The sequence below is a fragment of the Acinetobacter sp. WCHAc060042 genome (assembly GCF_003231195.1).
Taxonomy (GTDB): Bacteria; Pseudomonadota; Gammaproteobacteria; order Pseudomonadales; family Moraxellaceae; genus Acinetobacter.
This window is the reverse complement of record NZ_QKVN01000028.1, coordinates 1-24,322: the sequence shown is the minus strand read 5'-3', so window position 1 is coordinate 24,322 and position 24,322 is coordinate 1. Positions and strand designations below refer to the sequence as shown.

At 38.4% G+C, this 24,322-nt stretch carries 22 protein-coding genes and 2 pseudogenes; 10 read left to right on the top strand and 14 right to left on the bottom strand.

What is annotated here, in order from left to right; all coding sequences use genetic code 11:
- Positions 1 to 5: 5 nt before the first annotated feature.
- The 3 genes and pseudogenes from DPG01_RS12765 to DPG01_RS12755 form a co-directional block, all read right to left on the bottom strand.
- Positions 6 to 1,304: a dicarboxylate/amino acid:cation symporter gene (locus DPG01_RS12765; protein ID WP_110975345.1), complete on the bottom strand. Its 1,299-nt coding sequence runs from the start codon at positions 1,302 to 1,304 to the stop codon at positions 6 to 8.
- Between the two features lie 523 nt (positions 1,305 to 1,827).
- A pseudogene (locus DPG01_RS18930) lies at positions 1,828 to 1,983 on the bottom strand (IS982 family transposase); the annotation flags it as partial.
- A gap of 11 nt (positions 1,984 to 1,994) precedes the next feature.
- A pseudogene (locus DPG01_RS12755) lies at positions 1,995 to 2,281 on the bottom strand (transposase); the annotation flags it as partial.
- A gap of 611 nt (positions 2,282 to 2,892) precedes the next feature.
- On the opposite strand from DPG01_RS12755, the gene DPG01_RS12750 reads away from it, so the two are divergent.
- The 8 genes from DPG01_RS12750 to DPG01_RS12715 all read left to right on the top strand — a co-directional run bounded on the left by DPG01_RS12750 (position 2,893) and on the right by DPG01_RS12715 (position 12,632).
- Positions 2,893 to 3,324 (top strand): glyoxalase, encoded by a 432-nt coding sequence (locus DPG01_RS12750; RefSeq protein WP_110975344.1) that lies wholly within the window; start codon positions 2,893 to 2,895, stop codon positions 3,322 to 3,324.
- A 399-nt stretch (positions 3,325 to 3,723) separates the two neighbouring features.
- Entirely contained in the window at positions 3,724 to 4,716 is a 993-nt protein-coding gene (locus DPG01_RS12745; protein ID WP_110975343.1) for a DUF1852 domain-containing protein, read from the top strand.
- Between the two features lie 30 nt (positions 4,717 to 4,746).
- Positions 4,747 to 5,775, top strand: coding sequence for a methionine synthase (locus DPG01_RS12740; protein ID WP_110975342.1), 1,029 nt, complete (start codon positions 4,747 to 4,749; stop codon positions 5,773 to 5,775).
- A gap of 178 nt (positions 5,776 to 5,953) precedes the next feature.
- Positions 5,954 to 6,445: a flavin reductase gene (locus DPG01_RS12735; RefSeq protein ID WP_110975341.1), complete on the top strand. Its 492-nt coding sequence runs from the start codon at positions 5,954 to 5,956 to the stop codon at positions 6,443 to 6,445.
- Between the two features lie 515 nt (positions 6,446 to 6,960).
- Positions 6,961 to 9,177, top strand: coding sequence for a TonB-dependent siderophore receptor (locus tag DPG01_RS12730; protein ID WP_110975340.1), 2,217 nt, complete (start codon positions 6,961 to 6,963; stop codon positions 9,175 to 9,177).
- Between the two features lie 122 nt (positions 9,178 to 9,299).
- Entirely contained in the window at positions 9,300 to 11,282 is a 1,983-nt protein-coding gene (locus tag DPG01_RS12725; RefSeq protein ID WP_110975339.1) for a TonB-dependent receptor domain-containing protein, read from the top strand.
- 227 nt (positions 11,283 to 11,509) lie between these two features.
- Positions 11,510 to 11,824 (top strand): hypothetical protein, encoded by a 315-nt coding sequence (locus DPG01_RS12720; protein WP_110975338.1) that lies wholly within the window; start codon positions 11,510 to 11,512, stop codon positions 11,822 to 11,824.
- Between the two features lie 265 nt (positions 11,825 to 12,089).
- Complete coding sequence (locus tag DPG01_RS12715) at positions 12,090 to 12,632, top strand: hypothetical protein (RefSeq protein WP_086209407.1); 543 nt, start codon at positions 12,090 to 12,092, stop codon at positions 12,630 to 12,632.
- Positions 12,633 to 12,752: 120 nt separating this feature from the next.
- Here DPG01_RS12715 and DPG01_RS12710 read toward each other — a convergent pair whose 3' ends face one another.
- The 8 genes from DPG01_RS12710 to DPG01_RS12675 form a co-directional block, all read right to left on the bottom strand.
- The gene (locus DPG01_RS12710) at positions 12,753 to 13,100 is read right to left on the bottom strand and encodes a hypothetical protein (RefSeq protein ID WP_086209406.1); all 348 of its coding nucleotides are present in this window, start codon (positions 13,098 to 13,100) and stop codon (positions 12,753 to 12,755) included.
- Positions 13,101 to 13,185: 85 nt separating this feature from the next.
- Positions 13,186 to 13,692 carry a GNAT family N-acetyltransferase gene (locus tag DPG01_RS12705; protein ID WP_110975337.1) on the bottom strand — a complete coding sequence of 169 codons (507 nt, stop codon included), beginning with the start codon at positions 13,690 to 13,692 and terminating at the stop codon, positions 13,186 to 13,188.
- A 70-nt stretch (positions 13,693 to 13,762) separates the two neighbouring features.
- Positions 13,763 to 15,058, bottom strand: a complete 1,296-nt coding sequence (locus tag DPG01_RS12700; RefSeq protein ID WP_110975336.1) for a Y-family DNA polymerase — start codon at positions 15,056 to 15,058, stop codon at positions 13,763 to 13,765.
- Between the two features lie 19 nt (positions 15,059 to 15,077).
- Positions 15,078 to 15,701 carry a LexA family protein gene (locus tag DPG01_RS12695; protein ID WP_110975335.1) on the bottom strand — a complete coding sequence of 208 codons (624 nt, stop codon included), beginning with the start codon at positions 15,699 to 15,701 and terminating at the stop codon, positions 15,078 to 15,080.
- Positions 15,702 to 15,929: 228 nt separating this feature from the next.
- Entirely contained in the window at positions 15,930 to 16,979 is a 1,050-nt protein-coding gene (locus DPG01_RS12690; protein WP_110975334.1) for a linear amide C-N hydrolase, read from the bottom strand.
- 12 nt (positions 16,980 to 16,991) lie between these two features.
- Complete coding sequence (locus DPG01_RS12685; protein ID WP_110975333.1) at positions 16,992 to 17,747, bottom strand: hypothetical protein; 756 nt, start codon at positions 17,745 to 17,747, stop codon at positions 16,992 to 16,994.
- Positions 17,748 to 18,015: 268 nt separating this feature from the next.
- Entirely contained in the window at positions 18,016 to 18,651 is a 636-nt protein-coding gene (locus DPG01_RS12680) for a LysE family translocator (protein WP_110975332.1), read from the bottom strand.
- A gap of 1 nt (position 18,652) precedes the next feature.
- Positions 18,653 to 19,294, bottom strand: a complete 642-nt coding sequence (locus DPG01_RS12675) for an alanyl-tRNA editing protein (protein ID WP_110975331.1) — start codon at positions 19,292 to 19,294, stop codon at positions 18,653 to 18,655.
- An 89-nt stretch (positions 19,295 to 19,383) separates the two neighbouring features.
- Between DPG01_RS12675 and DPG01_RS12670 the strand changes: the two genes are divergently transcribed.
- Together DPG01_RS12670 and DPG01_RS12665 are read left to right on the top strand one after the other, a co-directional pair.
- The gene (locus DPG01_RS12670; protein ID WP_110975330.1) at positions 19,384 to 20,328 is read left to right on the top strand and encodes a LysR family transcriptional regulator; all 945 of its coding nucleotides are present in this window, start codon (positions 19,384 to 19,386) and stop codon (positions 20,326 to 20,328) included.
- A 239-nt stretch (positions 20,329 to 20,567) separates the two neighbouring features.
- Positions 20,568 to 21,731: a tetratricopeptide repeat protein gene (locus tag DPG01_RS12665; protein ID WP_110975329.1), complete on the top strand. Its 1,164-nt coding sequence runs from the start codon at positions 20,568 to 20,570 to the stop codon at positions 21,729 to 21,731.
- 267 nt (positions 21,732 to 21,998) lie between these two features.
- On the opposite strand, the gene DPG01_RS12660 is transcribed toward DPG01_RS12665, so the two are convergent.
- The 3 genes from DPG01_RS12660 to DPG01_RS12650 are packed head-to-tail and all read right to left on the bottom strand — an operon-like array spanning position 21,999 to position 24,004.
- Positions 21,999 to 22,403 (bottom strand): ExbD/TolR family protein, encoded by a 405-nt coding sequence (locus DPG01_RS12660; protein ID WP_086209396.1) that lies wholly within the window; start codon positions 22,401 to 22,403, stop codon positions 21,999 to 22,001.
- Position 22,404: 1 nt separating this feature from the next.
- Entirely contained in the window at positions 22,405 to 23,139 is a 735-nt protein-coding gene (locus DPG01_RS12655; RefSeq protein WP_110975328.1) for a MotA/TolQ/ExbB proton channel family protein, read from the bottom strand.
- Between the two features lie 31 nt (positions 23,140 to 23,170).
- Positions 23,171 to 24,004 carry an energy transducer TonB gene (locus tag DPG01_RS12650; protein WP_110975327.1) on the bottom strand — a complete coding sequence of 278 codons (834 nt, stop codon included), beginning with the start codon at positions 24,002 to 24,004 and terminating at the stop codon, positions 23,171 to 23,173.
- Positions 24,005 to 24,322 lie beyond the last annotated feature (318 nt).

Here is a 24,322-nt window from a genome sequence, read left to right as displayed (position 1 = left end):
AGAGATTAAGATGATTTTGGTTTATTTAAAACTTCATCTAGTACATCTTTTTCCAAAGCATTATCCCAACGAGCAACAACGATTGTTGCGCAAGCATTTCCTACTAGATTGGTTAATGCACGGCATTCTGACATAAAGCGATCAATACCTAAAATTAATGCCATTCCTGCAACAGGTACTGCTGGTACAACAGACAATGTAGCCGCTAGCGTAATAAATCCTGCACCAGTTACTCCAGCTGCTCCTTTAGAGCTAACCATTGCTACCAGTAAAAGAGCTATTTGTTCACCAATTGATAAGTCTACATTACATGCTTGAGCAATAAATAACGCTGCCATGGTCATATAAATATTAGTACCATCAAGATTAAATGAATACCCTGTCGGGATTACTAGGCCCACTACAGACTTTTCACAACCAGCTTTTTCCATTTTTTGCATTAAAGTGGGTAGGGCCGCTTCTGATGAACTTGTACCTAATACAAGCCATAATTCATCTTTAATATATCGAATAAGAGCTAAAATTGAAAAACCATTGTAGCGAGCTACCGCACCTAAAATAATAAGTATAAACAACAACGATGTTATGTAGAAAGTCATTATCAGTAATAGCAAATTACCTATAGCTTCAATACCGTATGCGCCAATTGTAAATGCCATTGCGCCAAAAGCACCAATTGGAGCTAACTTCATTAACATCCCGACTAAATAAAATACAGGGGCTGTCAAATTATTCAGAATATCAACAATTGGGCGACCACGGTCACCAATTGCAGCTAAAGCAATACCGAATAAAACTGCGACAAATAAGACTTGTAAAATGCTTCCTTCAGCTAAAGGGCTTATTAGTGTCTTAGGAATAATATTCATGAAAAAGTCGACTAATGTCGCATCATGTGCTTTTTCTACATAATCAGCTACTTTATCATTTGTTAATGTAGTTGGGTCAATATTCAAACCTTTACCGGGTTGAATGATATTTGCCACTACCATACCTACAATAAGAGCTAATGATGAGAAGGTAAAAAAGTACAACATCGCTTTACCAGTCACACGACCAACACGACTCATATTAGTCATGCCAGCAATACCCGTAACAACTGTTAAAAAAATTACTGGAGCAATAATCATTTTAACAATTTTAATAAATGCATCGCCTAGAGGTTTTAGGCTTTCACCAAACTCAGGGTAAAAATGACCTAATAATATACCTAAGATAATTGCAAATATTACCTGGACATATAATATTTGATGAAACTTCTGTTTCTTTTTTATAACTTCTGGTTCAAAGGTACTGAATTCCATTATCTATATACCTTTTTAGATCAAATTTTAAATTACGCAACCATGCAACATTTGAAGCATGAAACCACTCTGTTTGAGAAGAGCAGGCAGTTTATAGAAAAAAACAACAGTCAGGTCATAAGATTTCGAAATGTTAATATGGAATCCATATATTAAAGACATGCTTAAAAATTAATTATTAATGCACCAAAGTAGCGCCAGTTAATAAACATTTATTGCACTATAATGAATCACAAATAAGATACTATGGCACTAGTATGGTGCATTTTAATATTGGGAAATTACATGGGATGTGTAAAATATTGATTTATATTTATTTTGTGTAAATTTTTCTAATGAAAGTAAATACTATAATATTTAAAGTGTTTTTTGTTTATTTTACTTAAATTTAATAAATATTTTATTTAGGATAATCACTATTTAAGAATTTGATTTACTTTCTAGTTACATAGAGATAATTTGATTATATTAACCCTAATTCTACTTAAGCTGATATTTCCATAATACGAAGCATCGGCTTGTTTTAATGACATATTTCATAAGCGAACAGAGATGCATAAATACCAGCTGAATAGCCTGCAACACTTCTCGCTCTAGTCGTCACTAGATTGTAAGCCCCTATAAGAAAACTGAATAAAGTTTCTATTTTATTGCGTTGTTTCAGATGGTATTCATCTGCTTTTGTCGTCAAAGTGTGGAATAATCTGGTGCTGTCCAACTTAACCACTGAGTTCAATTAGACCTTGCACAAAACCTGTGACTATACGCAAAGAAAGTCTAAAGATAGATTTGATCATCAAACAGCACTGAATTGCTCTATCAGAATAGGTTTGATTTCTTCCATGCTTAGCTTGTGGCTGAGCATGCCATTTTAGTCTGAGGATCGAACCAAATTGAAATATTTCCTCGCTTGATTAGAGTTTGGTTATAGAGGACCAATTCGTTGTACGATAGATTTTAGATGCAGGCTTCTTCATTTAGTAATTATATTACTGAAGAAGTCTTTAAGAATAGCTTTATACAACAAAGCCGAGTAGTGAACCAATAGATAGTAAACATCGATATTTTTGTGTAAATGCTAAACTAAATTGTAACAAAAAACATGGGCGAAACATGGGCGCCAATAGTATCTAAATTGTTGATTTTTCATATGTGACCACCCATTGACATCGTAGAGGTCTCCAGTTCGATTCTGGATATACCTACCAAAATTCGTTGATATTTCAACACATTAAAGCCCACTCAAAAAGTGGGCTTTTTGTTTTCGGGGAATGGCGTAATTCCCCAATGTGGAAAACTCGCCCATTTAAAGTTAAAACCAATTATTAACGAGAGCTAATCTACTCAGGTTTAGGCACTTCGTGACCTTCTAAATACTATACGTCATCTTCACATTTGCATAGCCAGCGAGTGCTTCTACACAGTTCTTTCCATAAATATTTCGATGGCTAAATACGATCCCAGCAAATGGTAGAGCCTAACAACATAGGGGGGATTTAACCGAACTCACATTTTTAATTTTATGCTTGAAAAGTAAACAATTCTAAGTATAAAAGAATAGATCACTTAAAAAAAATGAGATATTGAAATGCATCCTGTACATATACTTTTTGTTGCTGGATTTGGACCAATTACCAAAGAAGATCACGCAAGTAAATCTTTCTACCTCGACATTCTTAATCTTCCAGTTAAAGCGATGGAGGGAAATGAATCTTATATGAGTACGAATGATGGTGAGTTGGGTGGTGTAAAACATTTTGCACTTTGGCCTTTGACTCAAGCTGCGAATTCATGCTTTGGGCTAAAGGAGTGGCCAGAAGAATTCAATATTCCTCAAAGTTGGATTGAATTTGAGGTAGAGGATATAGTTGTAGCTTCAGCTTATATGGTTTCTAAAGGTTACCAATTACTTGTCAATAATCGTATAGAACCTTGGGGACAATCTGTCACTCGCTTTTTAAGTCCTGAGGGTGTTTTGACAGGCTTAACGGTAACTCCATGGTTACGCTCATCTAAGTAGTTGGATTATGATTATATTCTTTTATTTATCAGTTTCTTGAAATATAAATTCTTGCATACCGTGTGCATTCAGATGACTTTTATCGCAAAAAATAACGAAGTTCATCAGTACAAATGGCACCAGAATTGGTGGTGGAATTTTTTCTTGATGTAATAAAATTTATTAAAATGAATTTTTCTCACTTATGGGTGAGATTAAATCATTTTTATTCATGTGAAGTTTCGGGTATAAATTACACCAAGCTCTTAATGATAGACATTCTTCATCGTTAATTATTAGCCAGACTATAGATAAAACTGGATAGTGGTTAACGAGAAGTGTACCAAAAGAAAATTGGACTGTTTGAAAAGAGCATGAAAGAAATTCAGGTTTTATTGCAAAAATAGGGTAAAGGTCGCCATGAGTACAGAGTTTGCATGTTCAATTAAACGCATTCGTTTTGATGAAAACTATCAACCAGCAGATAGCACACGTCTAACAACTAACTTTGCTAACTTAGCGCGTGGTGAAAGCCGTGAGCAGAACCTACGCAATACACTTCGTATGATTAATAATCGTTTCAATGCTTTAGCACAAACAGACAACCCAAATGGTGATCGCTATTCACTTGAAATTGATATCATTTCTGCCGATTTAGATATTGAAGGTAATGGTAAAGCTTTCCCGATTATTGAAATGTTGAAAAGCACAATTACGGATCATCACACCAATCAACGTATTGAGGGCATGATTGGTAATAGCTTCTCATCTTATGTACGTGACTATGATTTCAGTGTAGTGCTTAAAGAACATAATAAAGAAAACTCAACTTCGTACGCACCTGAAAATTTTGGTGATTTACATGGCAAGCTTTATCAGTACCTCGTCAACTCAGATACTTTTAAAGCAGCGTTCAATCAACAGCCTGTGATTTGCTTGAGTGTTTCAACAGCAAGAACTTATCAGCGTACAACCAATGAGCATCCTATTTTGGGTGTTGAATATAAACAGGACCAATACTCTCGTACCGATGAGTATTTCCATAAAATGGGCTTACAGGTTCGCTTCTTTATGCCGAAAGGTAGCGTTGCACCTTTAGCATTCTATTTTGCGGGTGATTTATTACGTGATTACACCGATTTTGAGCTGATCAGTGCGATTAGTACGATGGAAACGTTCCAAAAGATTTATCGTCCTGAAATTTACAATGCAAATTCATCAGCAGCACAGGTCTATCAAGCAAGTTTAGAATACCCAGATTATTCCTTAACACGAATTGTCTATGATCGTGTTGAACGTGGTCAGTTAGCGGTAAAACAAGGTAAATGGACGGAAGAAAACTTTATCAAGCCTTATCAAAACATCCTTGAGCAATGGGCTGCGAATTATACCGTAGACAGTAGCGCTGCTTAATTTACCTGAAATAGAGATAGAAGATTTAGAATGGCAATTTTATTACCAACATCAACCGCTGGCAGCTTGCCGAAACCTTCTTGGCTTGCTGAGCCTGAGAAACTGTGGTCCGCATGGAAACTTGAAGGTGAAGAACTGCTTCAAGCCAAGCGCGATGCTTTAAGCTTATCGTTACATGAACAGTTGCAAGCAGGTATTGATATTGTTTCTGATGGTGAGCAAACGCGTCAGCACTTTGTGACCACTTTTATTGAACATCTTGAAGGTGTCGATTTCGAAAAACGTGAAACAATGCGAATTCGTAATCGTTACGATGCCAGTGTGCCATCTGTTGTGGGTGAAGTATCTCGTAAGCAACCTGTATTTGTTAATGATGCCAAGTTTTTACGTAGCCAAACCACACAACCAATCAAGTGGGCGTTGCCTGGCCCAATGACCATGATTGACACGTTGTATGATGGTCATTATAAGAGCCGTGAAAAATTGGCTTGGGAATTTGCCAAAATTTTGAATCAAGAAGCACTAGAGTTAGAAGCAGCAGGCGTTGACATTATCCAGTTTGATGAACCCGCATTTAATGTATTCTTTGATGAAGTGAATGACTGGGGTATTGCAACTTTAGAACGTGCGCTTGAAGGTTTGAAATGTGAAACTGCGGTACACATTTGCTACGGTTATGGTATTAAAGCCAATACTGATTGGAAGCAAACTTTAGGCAATGAATGGCGTCAATACGAAGAATCATTCCCTAAACTGCAAAAATCTAAGCTTGATATCATCTCACTTGAATGCCAAAACTCGCGTGTGCCGATGGACTTGATTGAACTGATTCGTGGTAAAAAAGTCATGGTTGGTGCGATTGATGTGGCAACCAATACGATTGAAACAGCAGAAGAAGTTGCGGATACGCTACGCAAAGCACTTCAATTTGTCGATGCGGATAAACTTTATCCTTCGACTAACTGTGGTATGGCACCTTTGGCTCGTGAAGTGGCGAGAGGCAAGCTGAATGCGTTAAGTGCAGGTGCGGAAATCATCCGTAAAGAGTTATCGGCTTAGTATTAGTGGCCGAGTGATAAAAAGGGCTACTTTGATTTGTCGGATAGGCTTTTGCCTTGTTGATCAAACGGGTAGTCCTCATTTTCATTATGTCGCAGTTTTAGATATAGCTGATCTGATTGAAGTACGGTATCGCCAAATCTAAACAAAATGTACGGTTCAGTGTAGGAGTAAAATGATGATCGAAGCAACAGACTTTAGAAATGCAATGTCTTTATTGACCAGTGCAGTGAGTGTCGTGACCACGGCAGGTATGTCTGATCGTCATGGATTTACCGCATCAGCTGTGTGTAGTGTCACTGATACACCACCAACATTATTGGTTTGTATGAACAAAGCCTCTCGTTCACATACACATTTTGTAGATAATAAAATTTTAACCGTGAATGTTTTAGGCGCACAGCATCAGCATATTTCTAACGTCTTTGCATCCAAAATGACTTCTGAAGAGCGTTTTAAACATGGTATTTGGACGGAGCTAGAAACAGGGGCACCTGTTTTAAAGGATGCGTTGGTTAATTTTGATTGTGAGATTGATGACATTCAAGAAGTTGGGACGCATACGGTGTTTATGTGTCGTATTGTCGCTATTCAGCAAAGCCAACAGGATCAAAGCTTGGTTTATTTTAATCGTGCTTATCATCAGGTGGGACAGACAGAAAATGTTTAAACTTGGTTTTATTGTACATGCAATAAAACGATTTATTCATAAATGAAACTTCTTTTATGTTTTCTACATGAGCCTTTTCTTGTTGTTTTGGTATTTCTTAATAATAGACGGCGGGTTGAGTAATTATCATGATTGAAGTACTCATTAGCCTATTTATATAGATAATGTGTTTTTTATTTAATTGTCTAATATGTATATTTTAAAGGGAAGTTGAACTTTAGAATTGCTATTTAGATAGATATCAGCGTAAAAAAATAGTACTAATACCATATTTTATTTTGTAATTATGAGAAATCTATAATTTATATCCGCATTATGGTATACATTTTCACTTTATTTTTTTTCATATAGTTAATTGAAATATATAGATAAACCGTCCTTGTAGGCGGTATTTTTATGACATCAAAAAAAGTATCATTTTTTTTATCAATCATGTGAGGTGGCATTAGCGGTTTACATCACAAATTATAATGATAATAATTATTATTCTCACAAAAGTTAACTCAATCTACATTATGAATTCACAATTTCGAATAAAGACCCTTAGCTTTGCTGTTCAATCCATCTTAATTTATGGAGGAGTAATGCATTTTGCTTGGGCAACTGAGCAGGATCAAGTCACAGATACAGCAACACTTGCGACGATTAGTTCCAAGGCAACAATCAGTGATCAAACTGAAGGAACAGGAAGTTTTAAAGCAAATAAATCAAAATCTTCATCGAAGTTAAATCTAAGTTTAAAAGAAACACCGCAGTCTGTGAGTGTTGTCACGCAGGAACAGATTGAGCAACGTAATCTTGTGAGCATTGATGATGTATTGGCTGCTACACCAGGTGTCACTGTTAGCAAACAAGATAGTGAGCGTTCAAGTTATTATGCTCGTGGTTTTTCTATTACCAACCGACAAATTGATGGCATGCCAGTGGGCGATAATAGCCCAAGGGCAGACAGTTTTTTCTTTGATCGTGTTGAGGTAATTAAAGGGGCGAGTGGCTTAACGGGTTCAACAGGGAATCCGTCAGCGACGATCAATATGGTACGTAAACGCCCAGATAAAGACTTTTCCGGGAGTGTAAGTTCAACTTATGGAAGCTGGAATAATACTCGTGTAACAGCTGATGTCTCGATTCCCTTGACTCAAGATGGCAGTGTACGTAGTAGGGTAATGGCTGCATATACGGATAAAGAATCCTATATGGATTTCTATGAGCTAAAGTCAACTGCGGCCATGGCCATTGTAGAAGCAGATTTAACTGATAATACAACCGCGTCGCTTGGATTTCAGTATCAGGACAATGACCCTAAGGGATCGACGTGGGGAACCGTTCCTTACTTTAATGCGGATGGTAGTCTTGCTCACTTGCCACGAAACTTTAGTTTAACGACAGACTGGAGTGCAATTAAACATAAAGATGAAACTATTTTTGCAGATATTCAGCATCAATTTGACAACGGTTGGATGGTAAAAGCGGCTGCTGCACATAGTACATCGGATAATAGTTGGTTAGTTGCTTACGGCGGAAGTGGATTCCCAGATCCTTCAACAGGTGAAGGCCTGAGTATATGGACACAGGTAGCACCTTACTCAGAGAGTAAAAAACTCAATTTAGACTTATATGCAACAGGTCCTTTTCAGCTATTTGGTCGTGAACATGAGTTAATTGTAGGTTACAGTGGCTTTAAATCAGAGACGACTTCACTAAAAGTTGACCGAAAGATTGATTATCCAGCGGTGATTCAAGACTATCGTGATTGGACGGGGGATTTACCAAAGCCGACCTATGTAAAAACAGGGGCTGGGAGTAAAACCACCACTGAACTATTTGGTTATTATTCAACCCTGCGTTTAAATTTGGCTGATCCACTCAAGTTAATTCTAGGCGGTCGTTTTAATACCTATGATTATAAAACCAAGACATGGTTGATGAACCAAAAACCTGAAAAACCTCGGAGTTTTGAGCAGTTTGTTCCTTATGTGGGGTTACTTTATGATTTCAATGATCGCTACACAGCTTATGCAAGTTATACCGACATGTTTACACCTTCAAGCAAAAGGGATAGAAACGGTAATTATTTGGACCCAGAGATTGGTAGTAGTACAGAACTTGGACTTAAAGCTGAATTTTTTGATGCTCAATTATTAACAAGCGCTGCAGTATTTTGGTCATCAGTCAAAGATCTTGCCGTTACAGATGTTGAATATGACCAAGGCAAAGTTCCGAAAATAGATGATTTAGACACAGCCTATATGTCATCGGGTAAAGGATTAAAAATAAATGGTTTTGAAACGGAAGTTATTGGTAAGTTACAAGACAATTGGAATGTAAGTGCGGGTTATACCTATGTGAATAGTGTGAGTTCAGCAATATCAAACTCAACGACCACAATTCCACAAAACCAAGTTAAGTTTTTTACCAGCTATACATTGCCAGAAAATTGGTGGAATGGGGCTAATAAACTTACTGTTGGAGGCGGAGTCAATTGGCAAAGTGAAATTTTTCAAAACTGGGGAACCGCACCACAAAATGCTTATAATGGCGGAACAGTCGTACAGAAATCGTATTATTTAGCAAATGCCTTTGCGAGTTATAAGTTTAGTGATGAGTTGTCTGCAAGCTTAAATATTAATAACTTGTTTGATGAAAAATACTATCTCAATGTGGGCTTCTATAATGGCGTATATTGGGGTGAGCCGAGAAACGTAACGTTTACAGTCCGCGCAAAATTTTAAATTTTATTTAGTAAAAAAAACCGCCTGAAAAGGCGGTTTTTTTTTATACAAAAATGTTGCAAAATATTTACCAATCAATATAATTGCGAACGATTATCACTTATAATTATGAGCTTAATAACATGTTAAATAAAATTTTTTTCAATCGGGAAGTTTTGAGTGTTGCGATTCAAAGTATTTTAGGGGTGAGCATTCTTTCTACTACGGCTTTTGCAGATGAAGTGATCGCAGAGAAGTTAGCTACAATTACAGTCACAGCCAGTCAAACAGAGCATGACCAAAAAAGTGCACCAGCAACGATTAGTGTTATCACGCAAGAAGATTTAGCAAAACGTCCTGTTTATGACTTAGCAGATGCTTTACAACAGAGTGCGGGTATCCATATTAATACGTCCTCTGCGTATGGTCGTAAAGAAATAAAAATTCGTGGTCTAGACTCAGATTACACATTGATATTGGTCAATGGACGCCGTGTGAATTCTAGAGATGCATTAACCTCTAATTATTCAAATGATTTTGATTTGTCATCTATTCCTTTGGCAGCAGTAGATCGTATTGAAGTGGTGCGTGGTCCAATGTCATCCATATATGGTGCAGATGCCCTCGGCGGCGTCGTTAACATTATTTTAAAGAAACCAAGTGAGCAATTAGAGACCGCGTTTAACTATAGTTATGAGCTACCAACTGAAGGGGATGATGGGGCAATTCATAAAGCAAGTGCCTATATTGGTGGCAGCCTGATAGAAAACAAACTCTTGGCAAATTTGGTACTTGAGGGGGTAGATCAACAGGCTTGGCGTTCTGAACAAAGCATCTATAAAAATACAGATGCTGCTGAAAAACGTAAAGGTTTTAGCATTCTTTCAAATGTCAGTTGGCTGATTAATGATAACCAGACTTTAGATATTGACTTGACCCATCGTTCAGATGACCGTAAAGCGGTATGGAACAACTATGGTCTGTCATTTCCGACCAATATTCAAGAAATGGACCGTACCAGTGTTGGGCTGACTTATTCTGCAAATTGGAATGATATTAACAGCAGACTGCGTTATTACTATGAAAACGTGGACTTGATGGATAACTCAGAAATCATCACCAATTTGTATAAAAAGACGGGAGATATTCAGCAGACCAATCATACGGTTGATGCCCAATTGAGCGGTCATATTGGAGAACAACATTTAGTGACTGGCGGAGCCGAGTTCCGTAAAACAGAGTTAGAGCATAATCAAAACTTGAATGGATCTGCATCGGTAAATCAAACAGCATTTTATTTACAAGATGAATGGAAACTTGACCGACTCGCTCTGACCTTTGCTGGACGCTTTGATGATTATGATAGTTTTGGCAGTGAGTTCAGCCCACGCTTTTATAGCGTTTATCAAGTCACGGATCAATTTAATTTAAAAGGGGGAATTGGTAAATCATTTAAAGCACCGAGTCTGTCACAATCCGATCCTACATATTCAGTATTGGCCTGCCGTGGCATGTGTCAGGTAGTGGGGAACCCGGACTTGGAACCAGAAACGGCAACAAGTTATGAGTTTGGTGGTGTGTATGAAAATGACCAGTTTTATGCAAGTTTAATGTACTTCGATAATGACATTAAAAACATGATTGTAAGCGATGGTTGGAGAGCGGGATACCGTCCTAAAGTCATGACTTATACCAATGTGCATTCAGCATCAGTCAAAGGTGTAGAACTTGAGAGCCAGTATGATGTGAATGATGCTTTAGGTATGAAGTTTAATTACACCTATTCAGATGCTAAAAATAAAGATACAGACAAAGAACTCGACTATAGCCCGCGTCATACAGGCAATATGGCTTTGGATTGGCGTGTGAATGATGCGTTGGGATTGAACCTCAACTATCAATATATTGGAAGCCAAATGCTCTATGTGCCTGCCATTTCTAAGAGTAAAAAATCAGATGATTACCATGTTTTAGGCTTAAGTGGGCAGTATCAATTTAACCCAAGTTTTACTATGCAAGCGGGGATTAAAAACTTAACCAATACCAAGCGCGATGATGTCGCACGTTCTATTGATTACATTTTAATGGGCCGAACGGCTTTTGTCGGGTTTAATTTTAAGTATTGATTTAAACGATTATGAGCTACAGAAGCACATTAGGTGCTTCTGTAGCTCCATTTGATAAGAGGAATTATCTATAAAAGTGTTGAGCTAATAGCCTAGAAGTATTTGATTGATAAGATCAAATGAGTAAGCAATAGAACTTAGTTGAGAAATTACTTAAGATAAAAAGCTTGTATATGTAAATGGGTCTGTTATAGATGGTTTAGTACAACGTATAAAAAGTGATATCCGTGAAAATTGGGGTTATTGGTGGAGTTGCTGCTGGAAAAGTAAGGGAAAGTATTGCAGTGGGTTTTAATTCAACAGAATTAGAATGGGCATGTGAATACGAAAAACCTACGGCTCCTGTGATCTACAGTGCTGGATTTCAAAGAGTCATTGCTCGACCTGGGCTTGCAGAATTTGATAAATACAAACTCATGATTCTTGAAAGAGAAGGGGTGTTAAAACTCTTTTATGTTCTTGAGGGTATCTGTAAAGAAGAATTGAATCTTCAACTGAATCAGTACTGGGATAGGTCTGACCCTCTTGGGTATCATTATTGATAGACCACTGAACTTAATAAAATTATATGCTTGTGCCTGAAATATTGAGGGGATTGAAGATCAGTTGAGATACTCCATTTTTTAGGTTAATCATTGTTTTAAGGGGAATTATTAAGCCTATTATTTGATATTTTTTTTTACTGTATTTCAAACTTAATGCATTGATTAATAAATAATATTGTAAAATTTTTCTTCATGGGTTAAAACCCCACAATCGTTTGAAAAATGCACTTCCAAATTTTGTAATATTATAAGGTTTTTATAAATGAAAAAAATCTGTGCTCTCATTTTTGCACTTATCTCGACAACATCATTTGCACAAGATTTAGAGTGCCCAAACCACTTAGTGCTGTTCAAACAATTTATGCAAGAGGAACTGGATCTTCTCAAGCATGGTGATGTTCAGCAACTCATTAAATACAATCAGAAATATAATTATTCTTCTCGTTTTAATAGGCTGCATAACGACCAATATTATGTGAATGGTAAATGGATTGAACGGGAGGTATATGAATCGCGGTTGGCCGATGTGTTGGATTTCGTTAGGGAGGGAAACTACTCTGTAACTGGATTTAAACTACAGCCTATAAAGGCGAATAGGCTGATTTCGGTGGGAGAGATTTGTGTGATTCCTGTAGAAATTCAAACGCGAATTTCTGGAGATATTGAGTTCAGTACGAATGATTGGATCTTCGTGAGAAGTCTAAAAAGTAACAAGTGGCGAACATTCACTTATTTAGAGACTGTTAGTGCAGAAGATTTTAAAGTTTTTTTCCCAGATTTCCCGTCTGATATTCAATTGAAATAACACTTAGTAAGTGAAAGATTTATATGAAGTACTACGGTACTGTTTTTAAACAGCCCACGTTAAAAGTGGGCTTCGGTGCATAAGTCTATGCGATCAATCTTAGTGTTGAAGGCTGTTTTTTTATTTTTTGAATTCAGTAATTTGGATCGGTTTGTCTTTGACAAACTCGACAATACCTTCAGCGCCTTTGAAGTGAATAGATACGCCTTTACCATCTGTCATCAGGATGCCACTTGCAGCAGGTACATGTTTAAGCATATAAGTTCGATCAGAATTATCAGTCATCATTGCTGTTTCAAAGTTATCGGATGATTTTAGTTCAATGGTTAAATCCATGGGACCAACAAAGTGAATCACTTGTGTTGATGTACCCGTAGCGATTGATTCTTGCGTGACTTTTTCGGTTGGTGTAGAGGTACAGCCTACTAGGGCCAAAGTGACGAGTGTTGCAGCTAATATATTTTTCATGAAGTCTACCTTTTTCTATATAAATCATGTGTACATATATACTATTTGTTATATTTTAAGTTTTAAAGTTTCGTTTACATTTGCCTTACATAGTTGCATTAAAGGCTTCATGGTAACGGACAACACCTTGAGGTATTTCCCCATTGAAACTCAGGGCTTGAAAGTATTCGCTAGGAACATCAGGAAGGGTAAGTTCTAGAGAGGTACGGAAACCAAAGTGATGATAATAATTTGGGTCGCCTAAAAGAACACAGCCCTTTGCACCCAGTTGTTTTAATTTTTTAAGTGCTGTCTGTATGAGCTTTGACCCGATGCCCAAACCTTGTTTAGTTGGGCAGACAGAAATTGGGCCTAAACCATACCAACCTGTTGCACCTGTTGAAATGGATACAGGTGAAATAGCGACATGACCCACTATTTCCCCATTTTCAACAGCAACCAAAGAAATTGTGAGTTGGCCATGTTTTCTTAAGCTGTTTACAATGAATTGTTCGGTGTGGCTAGTATGTTCAGCATTTAAAAATGCAGCGCGAGTCAACGTATCAATGGCTTCAATATCTTTTGGCTGTTCGTTTCGAATTATGATGTTCATTCACAAATCCTTCTCGGTTTAGGGTTGAGCTGAAAATGCTCGTTAATCTTTGTTCTTTAAGTGAGTGATTTTAACCAACTTTAAACAGCTCAGACCAGTTGGTCAAATAGGCAGGGGAGCGATTGCATTGATTCATTTGCCAGGGTTCTTTTTTCTCATGGCATAGCCCTAATGAGATTAGATTGTTGCCAAAACGCTCTGTAATAGCATCTATCGTATTGGACAGTATTTCACGGTCATTTTGATGGCTATAGTCAGTAAAAAGGTCATGTACAAATTGAGTCTTATCCATAATTTCCAACAAGACAATGCCAGCCTTTTTGTATTTGAACCCCGCCTTGTAAATTTGATCAATGCCCTTCATCGCTGCCTGTGTGATTTTGAGCAAATCGTCAGTATGTTCATGCATGTGCACAATGGTATAGGGCGAGTAACGTTCCTGTTGATTAAAACGGCCAGTTTGAATATACACCCCGATCATTTTACAAATAGAGCGATCATGACGTAGACGTTTCACTGCACTGGCAACATATAAGCGTACAGAGGCTTTAATGTCATCAATATCATAAACAGCCTGTCCATAGGAGCGACTACTAATAATCTGTTTATGGGCAACCTTATCGCTCTCAATATTAATGCAAGATGTTCCCTGAAGCTCACGGACAGTCTTTTCCATGACAATACTAAAATGCTTTTTGATTTCACAGGGATTAGACTCAATCAAGTCTAAAACGGTATGAATGCCCATGGCATTTAGTTTTTTACAGTTCTGCCGACCAACGCCCCAGACCTCACCGACCTCCACATGTGCAAGCATGTATTCAGCCGTACACGGGTCCATGTGTGCCAAATTGCACACGCCATTTAGAGCCTTATTTTTCTTGGCTAGATGATTGGCTATTTTGGCTTCTGTTTTGGAGCGACCAATGCCAATACAGCAAGGAAGTCCAAGCCATTGCCATGCTTTATCTTTCATATCTTTGGCATAATCAGTGATATCGAATAAATGCTCATAGGCCGTCAGCTTTAAAAAGCATTCATCAATAGAATAGATTTCCTGTTCATCGGCTGCGACATATTGCCCGAGTAACTGCATGAAGCGGCTAGACATTGCACCGTATAAAGCGTAGTTGCTCGAAAATACCTGAATATTGTGCTGCTGGACGAGTTCTTGAATTTGGAAAAAAGGGACCGCCATACGAATGCCGAGATCCTTGGCTTCTTGACTCCGAGCAACGACACAACCATCGTTATTACTTAACACAATGACAGGATGGTCATTCAGTTTTGGGTTAAATACACGTTCACACGAGACATAGCAATTATTCACGTCAACGAGCGCGAATATTTCAGTTTCATTTTTCATGTTGCTTCTTCTTATTTTTTTAACGGTGGTACAGACGTTTTAAGTTAAACGTCACTACTCCCCAAATGACAAAGGTTTGATTCTCTGTCGGAATAATATGTTCATAATCGGGGTTTTCAGCTTTCAGCCACATTTGAGGCAAAGGGTAATTTTCATCCCCAAAAATGTCTTTGATGTCCGACTTTGACATTTTGCTCGTAATCATCAACCTTTTAATGGTGGAATCTTTATTATCAATTAAAGCCACCACGATGTCGTAGTGTTTGGCTTCAATACTCCGATCAATAATAATCGGATCATTTACTTCAAGACCTACACCTAACATTGACTCACTGTCTACATAAGCGATGAATGTCGCAATTGGGTTTTGAATTAGAAAATCATTCAGATCAATGGCTTTGCCTTGCTCATCTTTTGTGCTGAAGGCTGGACCTGCGGGAATGCGTTCTAAAGAGACAGGAAGGGAGACTTTGGACTGAGGCAAAATAGGTGTCAGCCCAAGTTGATCCACAAATTCGGCTTGCTGCGCAATTTGCTCAAGCATACTATTGATGGTGGGGCTGGGTTTACCTTCGGGCCCCATGAGATCTTGTAAAGACGACCATGCGTCGTCCGAGAAGTAGATGGGTAACTTCTTTGACATGATAAATACTCCTACGCAACAAGACGTGTTTGGAAGTGAAATCGGTCTGTTTAGAATATGCTGATGTGAGTCAAAATTCAAATTTTAAAACAGCTAATAAATAAGGCTACGTCAAATCTGGTCGTGAAAGATAAGCATAAGAAACTTTATTTGGAGTGAATAATAGCCCTTTGAGCAGGGCTATTACGGGAAGTGTTTATACCTTTAAGTCTATGATTTAACTAAAACTTAGGGCTTGGTTCCTAAAAACTCAAATGGTTTGGTGACTTTAAAAGAAGCATTGGCTTTGCCTGCATAGGTCATCGCTTGGTCTGGACCAAGTTCTAACTTTTTGGTTTGACCATCTTTAAAGTTAATCTCTTTTAAATCGACCCAAAACACATTTGGCGAAACGGCAGATTCAAAGAAATATAAACCACGTTTATGATCGACCACCGTACGCCAACGGGTTGAGGAAATATTCGGCTCTTCTTCAGTATTTAGGCCAAAAGGGACTGAGGTATTGCGGATGACACTAAATACACTGGCAAGCGAATGGTCTGGGGTCGCATTTTTTGGAATCGCATTGATATAAAAAGAAGCACGGGCAAAACGATCGGATGCGCGGTTAGTGCCTGGAAGCATGGTTGTGCCACCAATCTGCTTCCAATAGCTATTTAAAGCGAGCTGTTGATCAAAGGTTGGTGAGTTGGTCATCACTTGGTACTGTCGACCATGATGAATCACTTGTTTACCGTTAATATACTCAATAATGGCACTATCACCCGTGGCATCGGAAATAGATAAGTGCAGTGTCGCTAAACGTTTCTCACCCGGAACTTGGTCAGTCACAACGATGAAAGGCTCTTTTTCGAGTGCCTGAATGGCTTCATGCACAGTGGCATAATTATCTAAAACATATTGTGCCCAAAGTGAAATACTTAAGGGCGGCTTTTTAGCGGTTTGCACATTTGGATATTCAGACTCGACTAGCCACAGCAAGTTTGCCATGAGCCCTTTTTCATTGACGCCATCAGTGGTGGAAATGTCATAACCTGTTGCAACCACACTGCCATATTTTGATGTCCATCGAATAGATTTTGGACCTGCCATACCATTACGTTTGACATTATTGGGTAAGATCCACAAATTTGTCCCAACATCGCTTTTCCAGTCCATCGAGCGCGCAGTTATGACATCATTATTGCCCAGATAAACCACACGGGTACATGCCATAGCAGCTTCGGCTACTACAAATATTCCAGCGGCAAATAATACTCTTTTTAATACATTGTTCATTATCATGCTCTCTTAGAAAATAGGTAAATTAATGCCAATCACTGGCCCTTGTTGTCGAATGTCCCAATGAAAATTATTCGCTTTATAATCTTGGTCAAAATAACGATAACCCGCTCTGAGGTTTAGGTTTCGATTCATGATTGGAATGCGATACCCCAAATAAGCATGTACAGAAATAGTATTTTCAACGCCAAAAGTAATTTCTGATGCCAAGTTCCAAGCTGAGTCAAAGTTATATTTAAAACGAGAACCCCAGAAAAATTCGTTCCATGAGGTCTCCATATTTAATGTTTGGTTTAAAGCACTCAAGTTTGCTTCGGCTTTGGTGTGATTTATCCCAATGGTCGGCTCTATCACGAGTTTTGGATAATTTTGAGTAGTGGTTTCGGGAGAAATATAAGCTTGATAGTAAAGTCCATAGCTGGCTTGATTCAACTTGGTGCTGAGAGCAACAGGCACAGACATCGCACTTTTTTCTTGAGAGGTTTCAACAGTTTGGTGGTCGAGAAAAAGTCCCCAGCGACCTTTACTCAGATCAACGTGTGCCATAAAAGAATGATCTAGCTCCTTGATGGTTTCTCTGACAGGTTGATCGACCTCATAACTCAAATTTCCTTGGCTTATTTTTCCATCGACATCTGCACCAAAGGCATATAGATTCAGATTTAGTTTTGGTGCGCCGTGAAAGGTCTCTGTAAAGCTTTCTGCCATTGTACTTTGGCTTAGAGAAATACCGAGTGAAAGAAATAAATATGTTTTAAATTTCATGTCAGCCCCTTTTTTTATGTATATTTTTTACCACGTGATATAAAAATACAGTATGGCTGATTTGATCATTTTTAGTACAGATTTATTTTAATGATTTTTATTTTAAAAGGCATTTTCAAAATATAAGAAATTAAAGTGAAGCCAAATTTTAGCGAGATGACTTCGTATTTAATGATTAAAACTTTACTGCTTATCTTTTATCTAATTATTCAGGATGTCTGTGGTTAAGCAATCTGAATAATTAGATAGTTGTTGAAGTTATAAAACATCATAAATGGGTAAATAAAAGCTTTAGTGCCAGAGCGATTAATATGAGTCCCATCACTCGCTCAAACTTTTTTCCCATTTTTAAAAACTGCTGTCGAACGATGGGGCGAGAAAACAAAACAGCAACAAGCATGAACCAAAGTGCATTGACGCTACACATCCATACCCCATAAACAAATTGCACTTTCATCGGGGTTGTGGGGCTGACCAGTGTAGTAAATATAGCCAGAAAAAAAATAGTCGCTTTGGGGTTAAGTGCATTGGTCATAAAGCCTGTCATAAAGGCTTTGCTTCGACTTAATGGGGTATTGGATGCCTGTTCAAATGAAGGATCAATATTGATCGAGGGGGCACGTAATAAGCTCCAACCTAAATAAATTAAATACAGTGCGCCTGCTATTCTCAAAATAAGCATGAACCACGGACTTTGTTGAATAACAATCCCCAAGCCTATAAGTGTATATAAAACATGAACGGAAATTCCTAGACCAATTCCAATAGCCGTGATGCAACCCATCGCATAGCCATAGCGCACGCTATTTCTAACCGTAATGGCGAAGTCGGGGCCGGGTAAAAGGACCGCAAGAAAATGTACCAAAGCCAAAGCTAAAAATTCTGAACTATATTGCATCCACATATTATTGATGCTCATCCGAAACGCGATAGCTCACGGTTAATTTATCTTTTTTAAGTTTATAGCTTGTAATTTCGAGCGTCCCAATTTCAGATAAATTTTGGACATGGGTTCCGCCACAGGGAAATGCAGGTAAATCGCCAAAACTGACTTCACGGTAGCCATCAGCATTTTGTTGAGTCAGTCGGACGAGTTGGCTTGAAATATATTGATTACATAGAAGCTCTAAAGTTTCTAAATCTTGGTCTTCAGAATGGTCCTGTTTGACAAATTGGACTTTGCATTCCTCTGGCCAGTGCTGTGCTTTGGTAGGTTCCCAGCCAAATGCTTGCATTACATGCCCGATTAAGTGTCCTGCGGAGTGTAGGCGACTGTGATAACGTCGTCGGTTGAGGTCAACTCGTGCTTGCGCCAGACCTAATGTAGTGGCGTGATTAGAATAATGAATAATTTGATCATTTTGCATGACAACATGAAGTACATCTGCATCATTGATTTTACCTACATCACTGGGTTGACCACCACCTTGCGGGTAAAATGGTGTGTTGGAGAGCTGAATGGCAAATCGACCATCTTCAGTGGGTTCACACTTTAGAACCTCTACCTCAGCTTGAGTGATGTCGGATAGATATAAAGCTTGAGTCATGATTATCTCTGTCAAAATTTCACAGAAAAGATTATAGGAGGCTTCATTATTGATGATAATCTAGTAAAAAATTAAATTACTTTTTCCTCATGAGCACAAATCAAAGTATAGCTTTACTCCAAGAAATGGCTATTTTTGTCAAAGTTGTGGAGACAGGCAGTTTTTCAGAAACTGCACGACAGCTTGGAAATACACCGTCCGCAGTGAGTAAAGCCATTAGCCGATTGGAACGGGCTTTAGGAACACGGCTACTTGAAAGAACAACACGAAAACTACGTTTAAGTGAGAGTGGGAAACAAACTTATGATCATTGTCTAGAGATGGTCAGAGCCGCCCAAGCAGTGATTGAGCATTCAGGCAAATTCAATACTGAACCGAGTGGCACCGTTCGGATTAGTGTCCCGAAAGCCGTAGGGCATTATCTGATTCACCCCTATATCCCCGAGTTTCTTGAACTGTATCCGCAAATAGATATTCAACTGTTACTGGAAGATCGGTTGATAGATTTTATTGACGATGAAATTGACCTAGCTATTCGTATTACTAATGAACCGCCGTTGGGCTTAAAGGGTCGACAGCTGATTCGTATTGATCATGTCTTAGTGGCGACAGCTGAGTATTTAAAAAAGAATGGAACGCCTCAGCAACCGAGTGATTTAAATCAACATCAATGTATTTTTTTAGGTGAACAAGTCAGCGACTCAAAGTGGAAATTTCAAAAAGGCAATAAAACCACCTGTGTAACTGTAAAAGGACGTTATTCAGCAAATCATACGGGTATCCGTCTAGATGCAGCTTTAAAGCATATGGGCGTTGCAAGTTTGCCGTATTTTATGGCGAGACATGCTTTAAATAGCCAAGCACTGATCCAAGTATTACCAGATTGGCATTTCAAGACCTATTATAGTGGGGATGCTTGGTTACTTTATCCGCCTACACGCTACTTAGCACCGAAAATCGAGGTTTTTATCCAGTTTATTGCAAAGAAACTAAGCCTTGAACCTGTTTTGAAAAATGAAGAGACACAGAGTTAATTTGTTAATATACGATTATTTAAAGATGGCGAGAGCATGATGAATACTCGTGTTGACCTAGAGTGTTGCGGAACAATAAAAATGGGCAGAGCATTTTTTAAAATAGCCTAAGCAGAAGTTCAAGATTTAAGCCATCGTCTATACATCCAATGTATCGCATAATTTGTATAATTTAACGTTTAAGTCCTAGGCTTAAAAAGACTTTGAAAAGAGATAAGCATCTTAATAAGAGATACGCAATGAAAAAACATCTACTTTATTCTTCTATCTTGGGTTTAAGCATACCTGTTTTGAGCTATGCAGATACAACCAATATTCATGTTTTAAGTGCAACGGTAAAAGATCAAAATATTGCCGATGCACAAGTCATATTACAAAAAAATGGTGAACAGTCTGCATCAACCTCAACCAACGCAGACGGTCGGGCAACGGTGAACAGTAGCAGTGCAAATGGCGCAGACAATTTATTGATTATCAAAAAATCAGGCTATTCTACACTGGTGGCAAAATGTCCTTGTGATGGTATGACCTATGCTTTAAGCCCTGTATTGAAAGACTTAAACAGTATGCGAATCGTTTTAAACTGGGGGCAGAGTCCTTCAGATCTGGACTCACATTTAAGTTATACAAATCAACATGTGTATTGGGACAATAAACAAGGGCAAGATGCCAATTTAGATGTTGACGACACAGACGCTTATGGCCCTGAAACGGTGACGATTGATAAACGTTTAGATGGGCAATATTATGTTTATTCAGTGCATGATTATTCAGACCGCGCGAAACCCAATACTGCGAACTTGTCGAATAGCCAAGCTAAAGTTATGGTTTATGTAGGCGAGTCTTTGATCCGCTCTTACTATATTCCAACGGGTTTGACAGGGAACTTATGGACTGTGTTCCGCATTAGTCCAGAGGGTGAAATCCAAGATATTAACCGTATTTCGGGGACAACCATTGGGGCAAGCCAAGTGGGTTCAACTGTATCGAGTTATCAAAGCCAAGCGATGCAGGTGCATTATGTTCCTGTTTCAGCCAATGCACAGGCAAGGGCTAAGGCACTGAATTTGAGAGCGGATAAGGCGTATAAAAACAATCAATTTGAACAAGCTGCACTGATTTATCAACAATCCATTGACTACAATCCGAATGTCGGGCAGACCTATAGCAATCTTGCTGTTGCTTATCAAAAGTTGAATCGTTCATCTGAGGCATTATGGGCAAATCAAAAGGCGATTGCTTTAGCGTCCAATGACAATACCAAAGCGTATTCACATTACAATATTGGTAAAATTTATGAAAATAATCAGGACTATACTCAAGCTAAACAACATTACCAATTGGCAAATCAATACAAGCCAAGTGCGACCTATGAGGAAGCCATTCAGCGAGTGAGTCGCTAAGTCTCTTAACATCGTATTGGCTTAAACTGAATAAACCGTACCAGTACGAAATGCACCCCAGAAGTTGGATCATTGTGTCTAATTCAAAGGGTGCTTTTTTTATTTAAGATTTTCGTGATCTGTTTATGTTGTTACCATGGCAAATGGCGAAGGACAGAGTAGTTCTGCAACCCCGAATTTTTAGGTTCAATAAAAAAGACACCTACAACATTGGGATCAATACAGATCGAAATGTTGAAGATGTCTTGGGTTTCAGTGAGTAATCCACTATTTTGGTTCAGTAATCACCGATAATTTTTCTACACCAACACGCTCTATGCTGGCTAAGAGTTTAGCCACTGTACCATAAGGGACAGTTTCATCGGCATTTAAGTTTAATGCTAACTTCGCATTGGTATTTTTACGCTGTGTGATTTCTTGCTCAAAATTTTCGAGTTTGACTGGGTCTTTATCCAAAAAGATTGCACCATCAGGTTTTACGCTAATCACCAGCGCTTTGTTTTGATCTGTAGATTGTGTTGGTGCAGCTTTGGGTAAGTTGACCTTCACACTATTGGTTAATAAAGGCGCCGTGACGATAAACACGATCAATAACACCAACATCACGTCGACCAGTGGGGTAATGTTAATGTCGCTGACGACATCGTCATCTTGAGAGGTTGAAATAGCCATATTAAGCCAAAGCCTCCTTTTCTTGAGATGACAGCTGATGTGCCGTCACTGGTTTTGCCGCAACATGGGTACTTTGAGTTTTGGTTGGAAGTTGGAAACCTACTTTTTGAGTGAGGCTGACAAAGTCTGTTGCAAAGTCATCTAAATCTGCACCAATGCCTTTTACTTTACGAACAAAATAGTTATAGGCAAGTACAGCAGGAACAGCCACAGCAATACCAATACCTGTTGCAACTAATGCCTGACCAATTGGACCTGCGACTACATCCATGCTGGCACTGCCTGATTGAGCAATCGCTTGTAAGGCGTGAATAATCCCAAACACGGTGCCAAATAAACCAATAAATGGGGCATTATTACCAATGGATGCAAGAACAGCCGAGCCTTTCTCCAGTTGGCGACGCTCAGCAAGAATTTGCTTGCGTAAGTGTCGTTCTAATAAATCCTGACGGCTCCAGGTTTGTTGTAAGTCTTGATGGGTTTTTTCATTGGCATCAGTCAAAGTTTTAAAACCAGTTTGAGCAATACGTGCTGTAGGTCCCTGTGCATTTTCAGATTGGTTAATCGCCTCTGCCAAGTTTTGGGCTGACCAAAAACTGTCGACAAAGTGTTTACTTTCTTTGGTGGCTTTTGAGGTTTGTATGGCTTTCACCACAATCAACACCCACGTTACGATCGAAAAACCGATCAATAGCCAAATGGTTGCATCATGAATAATCGTATTAATATCAGACATATCGAATTTTCCTAAGATAAAATTTTACAGTTTAATTGGGTAATTTGAAGTGAATCGGAACATCGACCCAGCCTTCTATCGGGGTATTGCCACGCATTGCAGGCGAGAATTTCCAACGCTTCACAGTTTTGACAGCAGCATCATCCAGTGCTTTTTTACCGCTGCTATTTTTCAGGTTGATTTCTAAAGGACTGCCTGTGGGTGAGACTTTCACACGTAACATCACAACGCCTTCCCAACCTCGGTCTAATGCCACTTCTGGGTATTCAGGGGCAGGATTACTCAAATAACCGGCATAACCTTTGGCTGCCGTGACGGGCAAGTTTTCTTGAGCAGGCTTACTCACAGCTTCAGCGACTTTTTGGGTCGGTGCGACATTTTCTGCGGGTTCAGCCTGTGGTACAGCTTGAGGCGTTGATTTAGCGACTGGTCTAGGTTGCTCAATTGGCTTCTGCTCGACAGGCTTTTGAATGGATTTTTCAACCACAGGCTTTTGTACAGGTTGAGGCTTTGCTGACACAGGAGGAATAATCGGTTTTTGTATTTCCTGTTTAAGTTTGGGTTCAATCACCTTAGGTGGCTCTTCCTTGGGTTTTTCAATTACAACCGCAATTGGTTCAGGCTTTTTCACCACTAACGGCGGTGTTGGAAGATGCTCTGCAAGATAAAAAATGCTGTAATGCAATGCTAGAACAGCACCAATTGCCCAAAAGATCTTATGGGTTTGAACGGGTTTTTCTGCTGCGATCGGACTTGCCAAATGGGCAACAAATGGATCTGCAGCTGGAAATACATTGGACTGAACATTTTGAAGTTGTTCAAACAAAATTGCCTTTTTATAAGGACTTCGACTGACTTCACTCATATCAGTAAGGCACCATTCAATAAGATTTAATTTTCATTGCAGAATATTTTTTATTTCACCAATTAAATTGGTTTAATTTGAATAATAAAATATTCTTTCAATTTTAAGTTTTTTATTAATTCACAGGTGAGTGAATTAATTTGGTTAAATAAAACATTGAAAGCATAATGAGTGATTTTTGAAAAATATAGAAAGAATTTTTTTAGATTAGTATTTTTATAAAAAATGATAAAAGATAGATTTTTTTATTTCTTATAACAATTAAATATAATCGGCTTTGTTGCATAAACATTCAAAAGCTGAGTTTTCCCCAATCCA

Coding starts and splice junctions, on each gene's coding strand:
- DPG01_RS12660 (WP_086209396.1), bottom strand. CDS start 22,403: ATGGCTATTTCAACCTCTCAAGATGACGATGTCGTCAGCGACATTAAC.
- DPG01_RS12705 (WP_110975337.1), bottom strand. CDS start 13,692: ATGAACATCATAATTCGAAACGAACAGCCAAAAGATATTGAAGCCATT.
- DPG01_RS12735 (WP_110975341.1), top strand. CDS start 5,954: ATGATCGAAGCAACAGACTTTAGAAATGCAATGTCTTTATTGACCAGT.
- DPG01_RS12685 (WP_110975333.1), bottom strand. CDS start 17,747: ATGAAATTTAAAACATATTTATTTCTTTCACTCGGTATTTCTCTAAGC.
- DPG01_RS12715 (WP_086209407.1), top strand. CDS start 12,090: ATGAAAAAAATCTGTGCTCTCATTTTTGCACTTATCTCGACAACATCA.
- DPG01_RS12675 (WP_110975331.1), bottom strand. CDS start 19,294: ATGACTCAAGCTTTATATCTATCCGACATCACTCAAGCTGAGGTAGAG.
- DPG01_RS12650 (WP_110975327.1), bottom strand. CDS start 24,004: ATGAGTGAAGTCAGTCGAAGTCCTTATAAAAAGGCAATTTTGTTTGAA.
- DPG01_RS12740 (WP_110975342.1), top strand. CDS start 4,747: ATGGCAATTTTATTACCAACATCAACCGCTGGCAGCTTGCCGAAACCT.
- DPG01_RS12655 (WP_110975328.1), bottom strand. CDS start 23,139: ATGTCTGATATTAATACGATTATTCATGATGCAACCATTTGGCTATTG.
- DPG01_RS12690 (WP_110975334.1), bottom strand. CDS start 16,979: ATGAACAATGTATTAAAAAGAGTATTATTTGCCGCTGGAATATTTGTA.
- DPG01_RS12725 (WP_110975339.1), top strand. CDS start 9,300: ATGTTAAATAAAATTTTTTTCAATCGGGAAGTTTTGAGTGTTGCGATT.
- DPG01_RS12670 (WP_110975330.1), top strand. CDS start 19,384: ATGAGCACAAATCAAAGTATAGCTTTACTCCAAGAAATGGCTATTTTT.
- DPG01_RS12750 (WP_110975344.1), top strand. CDS start 2,893: ATGCATCCTGTACATATACTTTTTGTTGCTGGATTTGGACCAATTACC.
- DPG01_RS12665 (WP_110975329.1), top strand. CDS start 20,568: ATGAAAAAACATCTACTTTATTCTTCTATCTTGGGTTTAAGCATACCT.
- DPG01_RS12730 (WP_110975340.1), top strand. CDS start 6,961: ATGAATTCACAATTTCGAATAAAGACCCTTAGCTTTGCTGTTCAATCC.
- DPG01_RS12765 (WP_110975345.1), bottom strand. CDS start 1,304: ATGGAATTCAGTACCTTTGAACCAGAAGTTATAAAAAAGAAACAGAAG.
- DPG01_RS12695 (WP_110975335.1), bottom strand. CDS start 15,701: ATGTCAAAGAAGTTACCCATCTACTTCTCGGACGACGCATGGTCGTCT.
- DPG01_RS12745 (WP_110975343.1), top strand. CDS start 3,724: ATGAGTACAGAGTTTGCATGTTCAATTAAACGCATTCGTTTTGATGAA.
- DPG01_RS12710 (WP_086209406.1), bottom strand. CDS start 13,100: ATGAAAAATATATTAGCTGCAACACTCGTCACTTTGGCCCTAGTAGGC.
- DPG01_RS12700 (WP_110975336.1), bottom strand. CDS start 15,058: ATGAAAAATGAAACTGAAATATTCGCGCTCGTTGACGTGAATAATTGC.
- DPG01_RS12680 (WP_110975332.1), bottom strand. CDS start 18,651: ATGTGGATGCAATATAGTTCAGAATTTTTAGCTTTGGCTTTGGTACAT.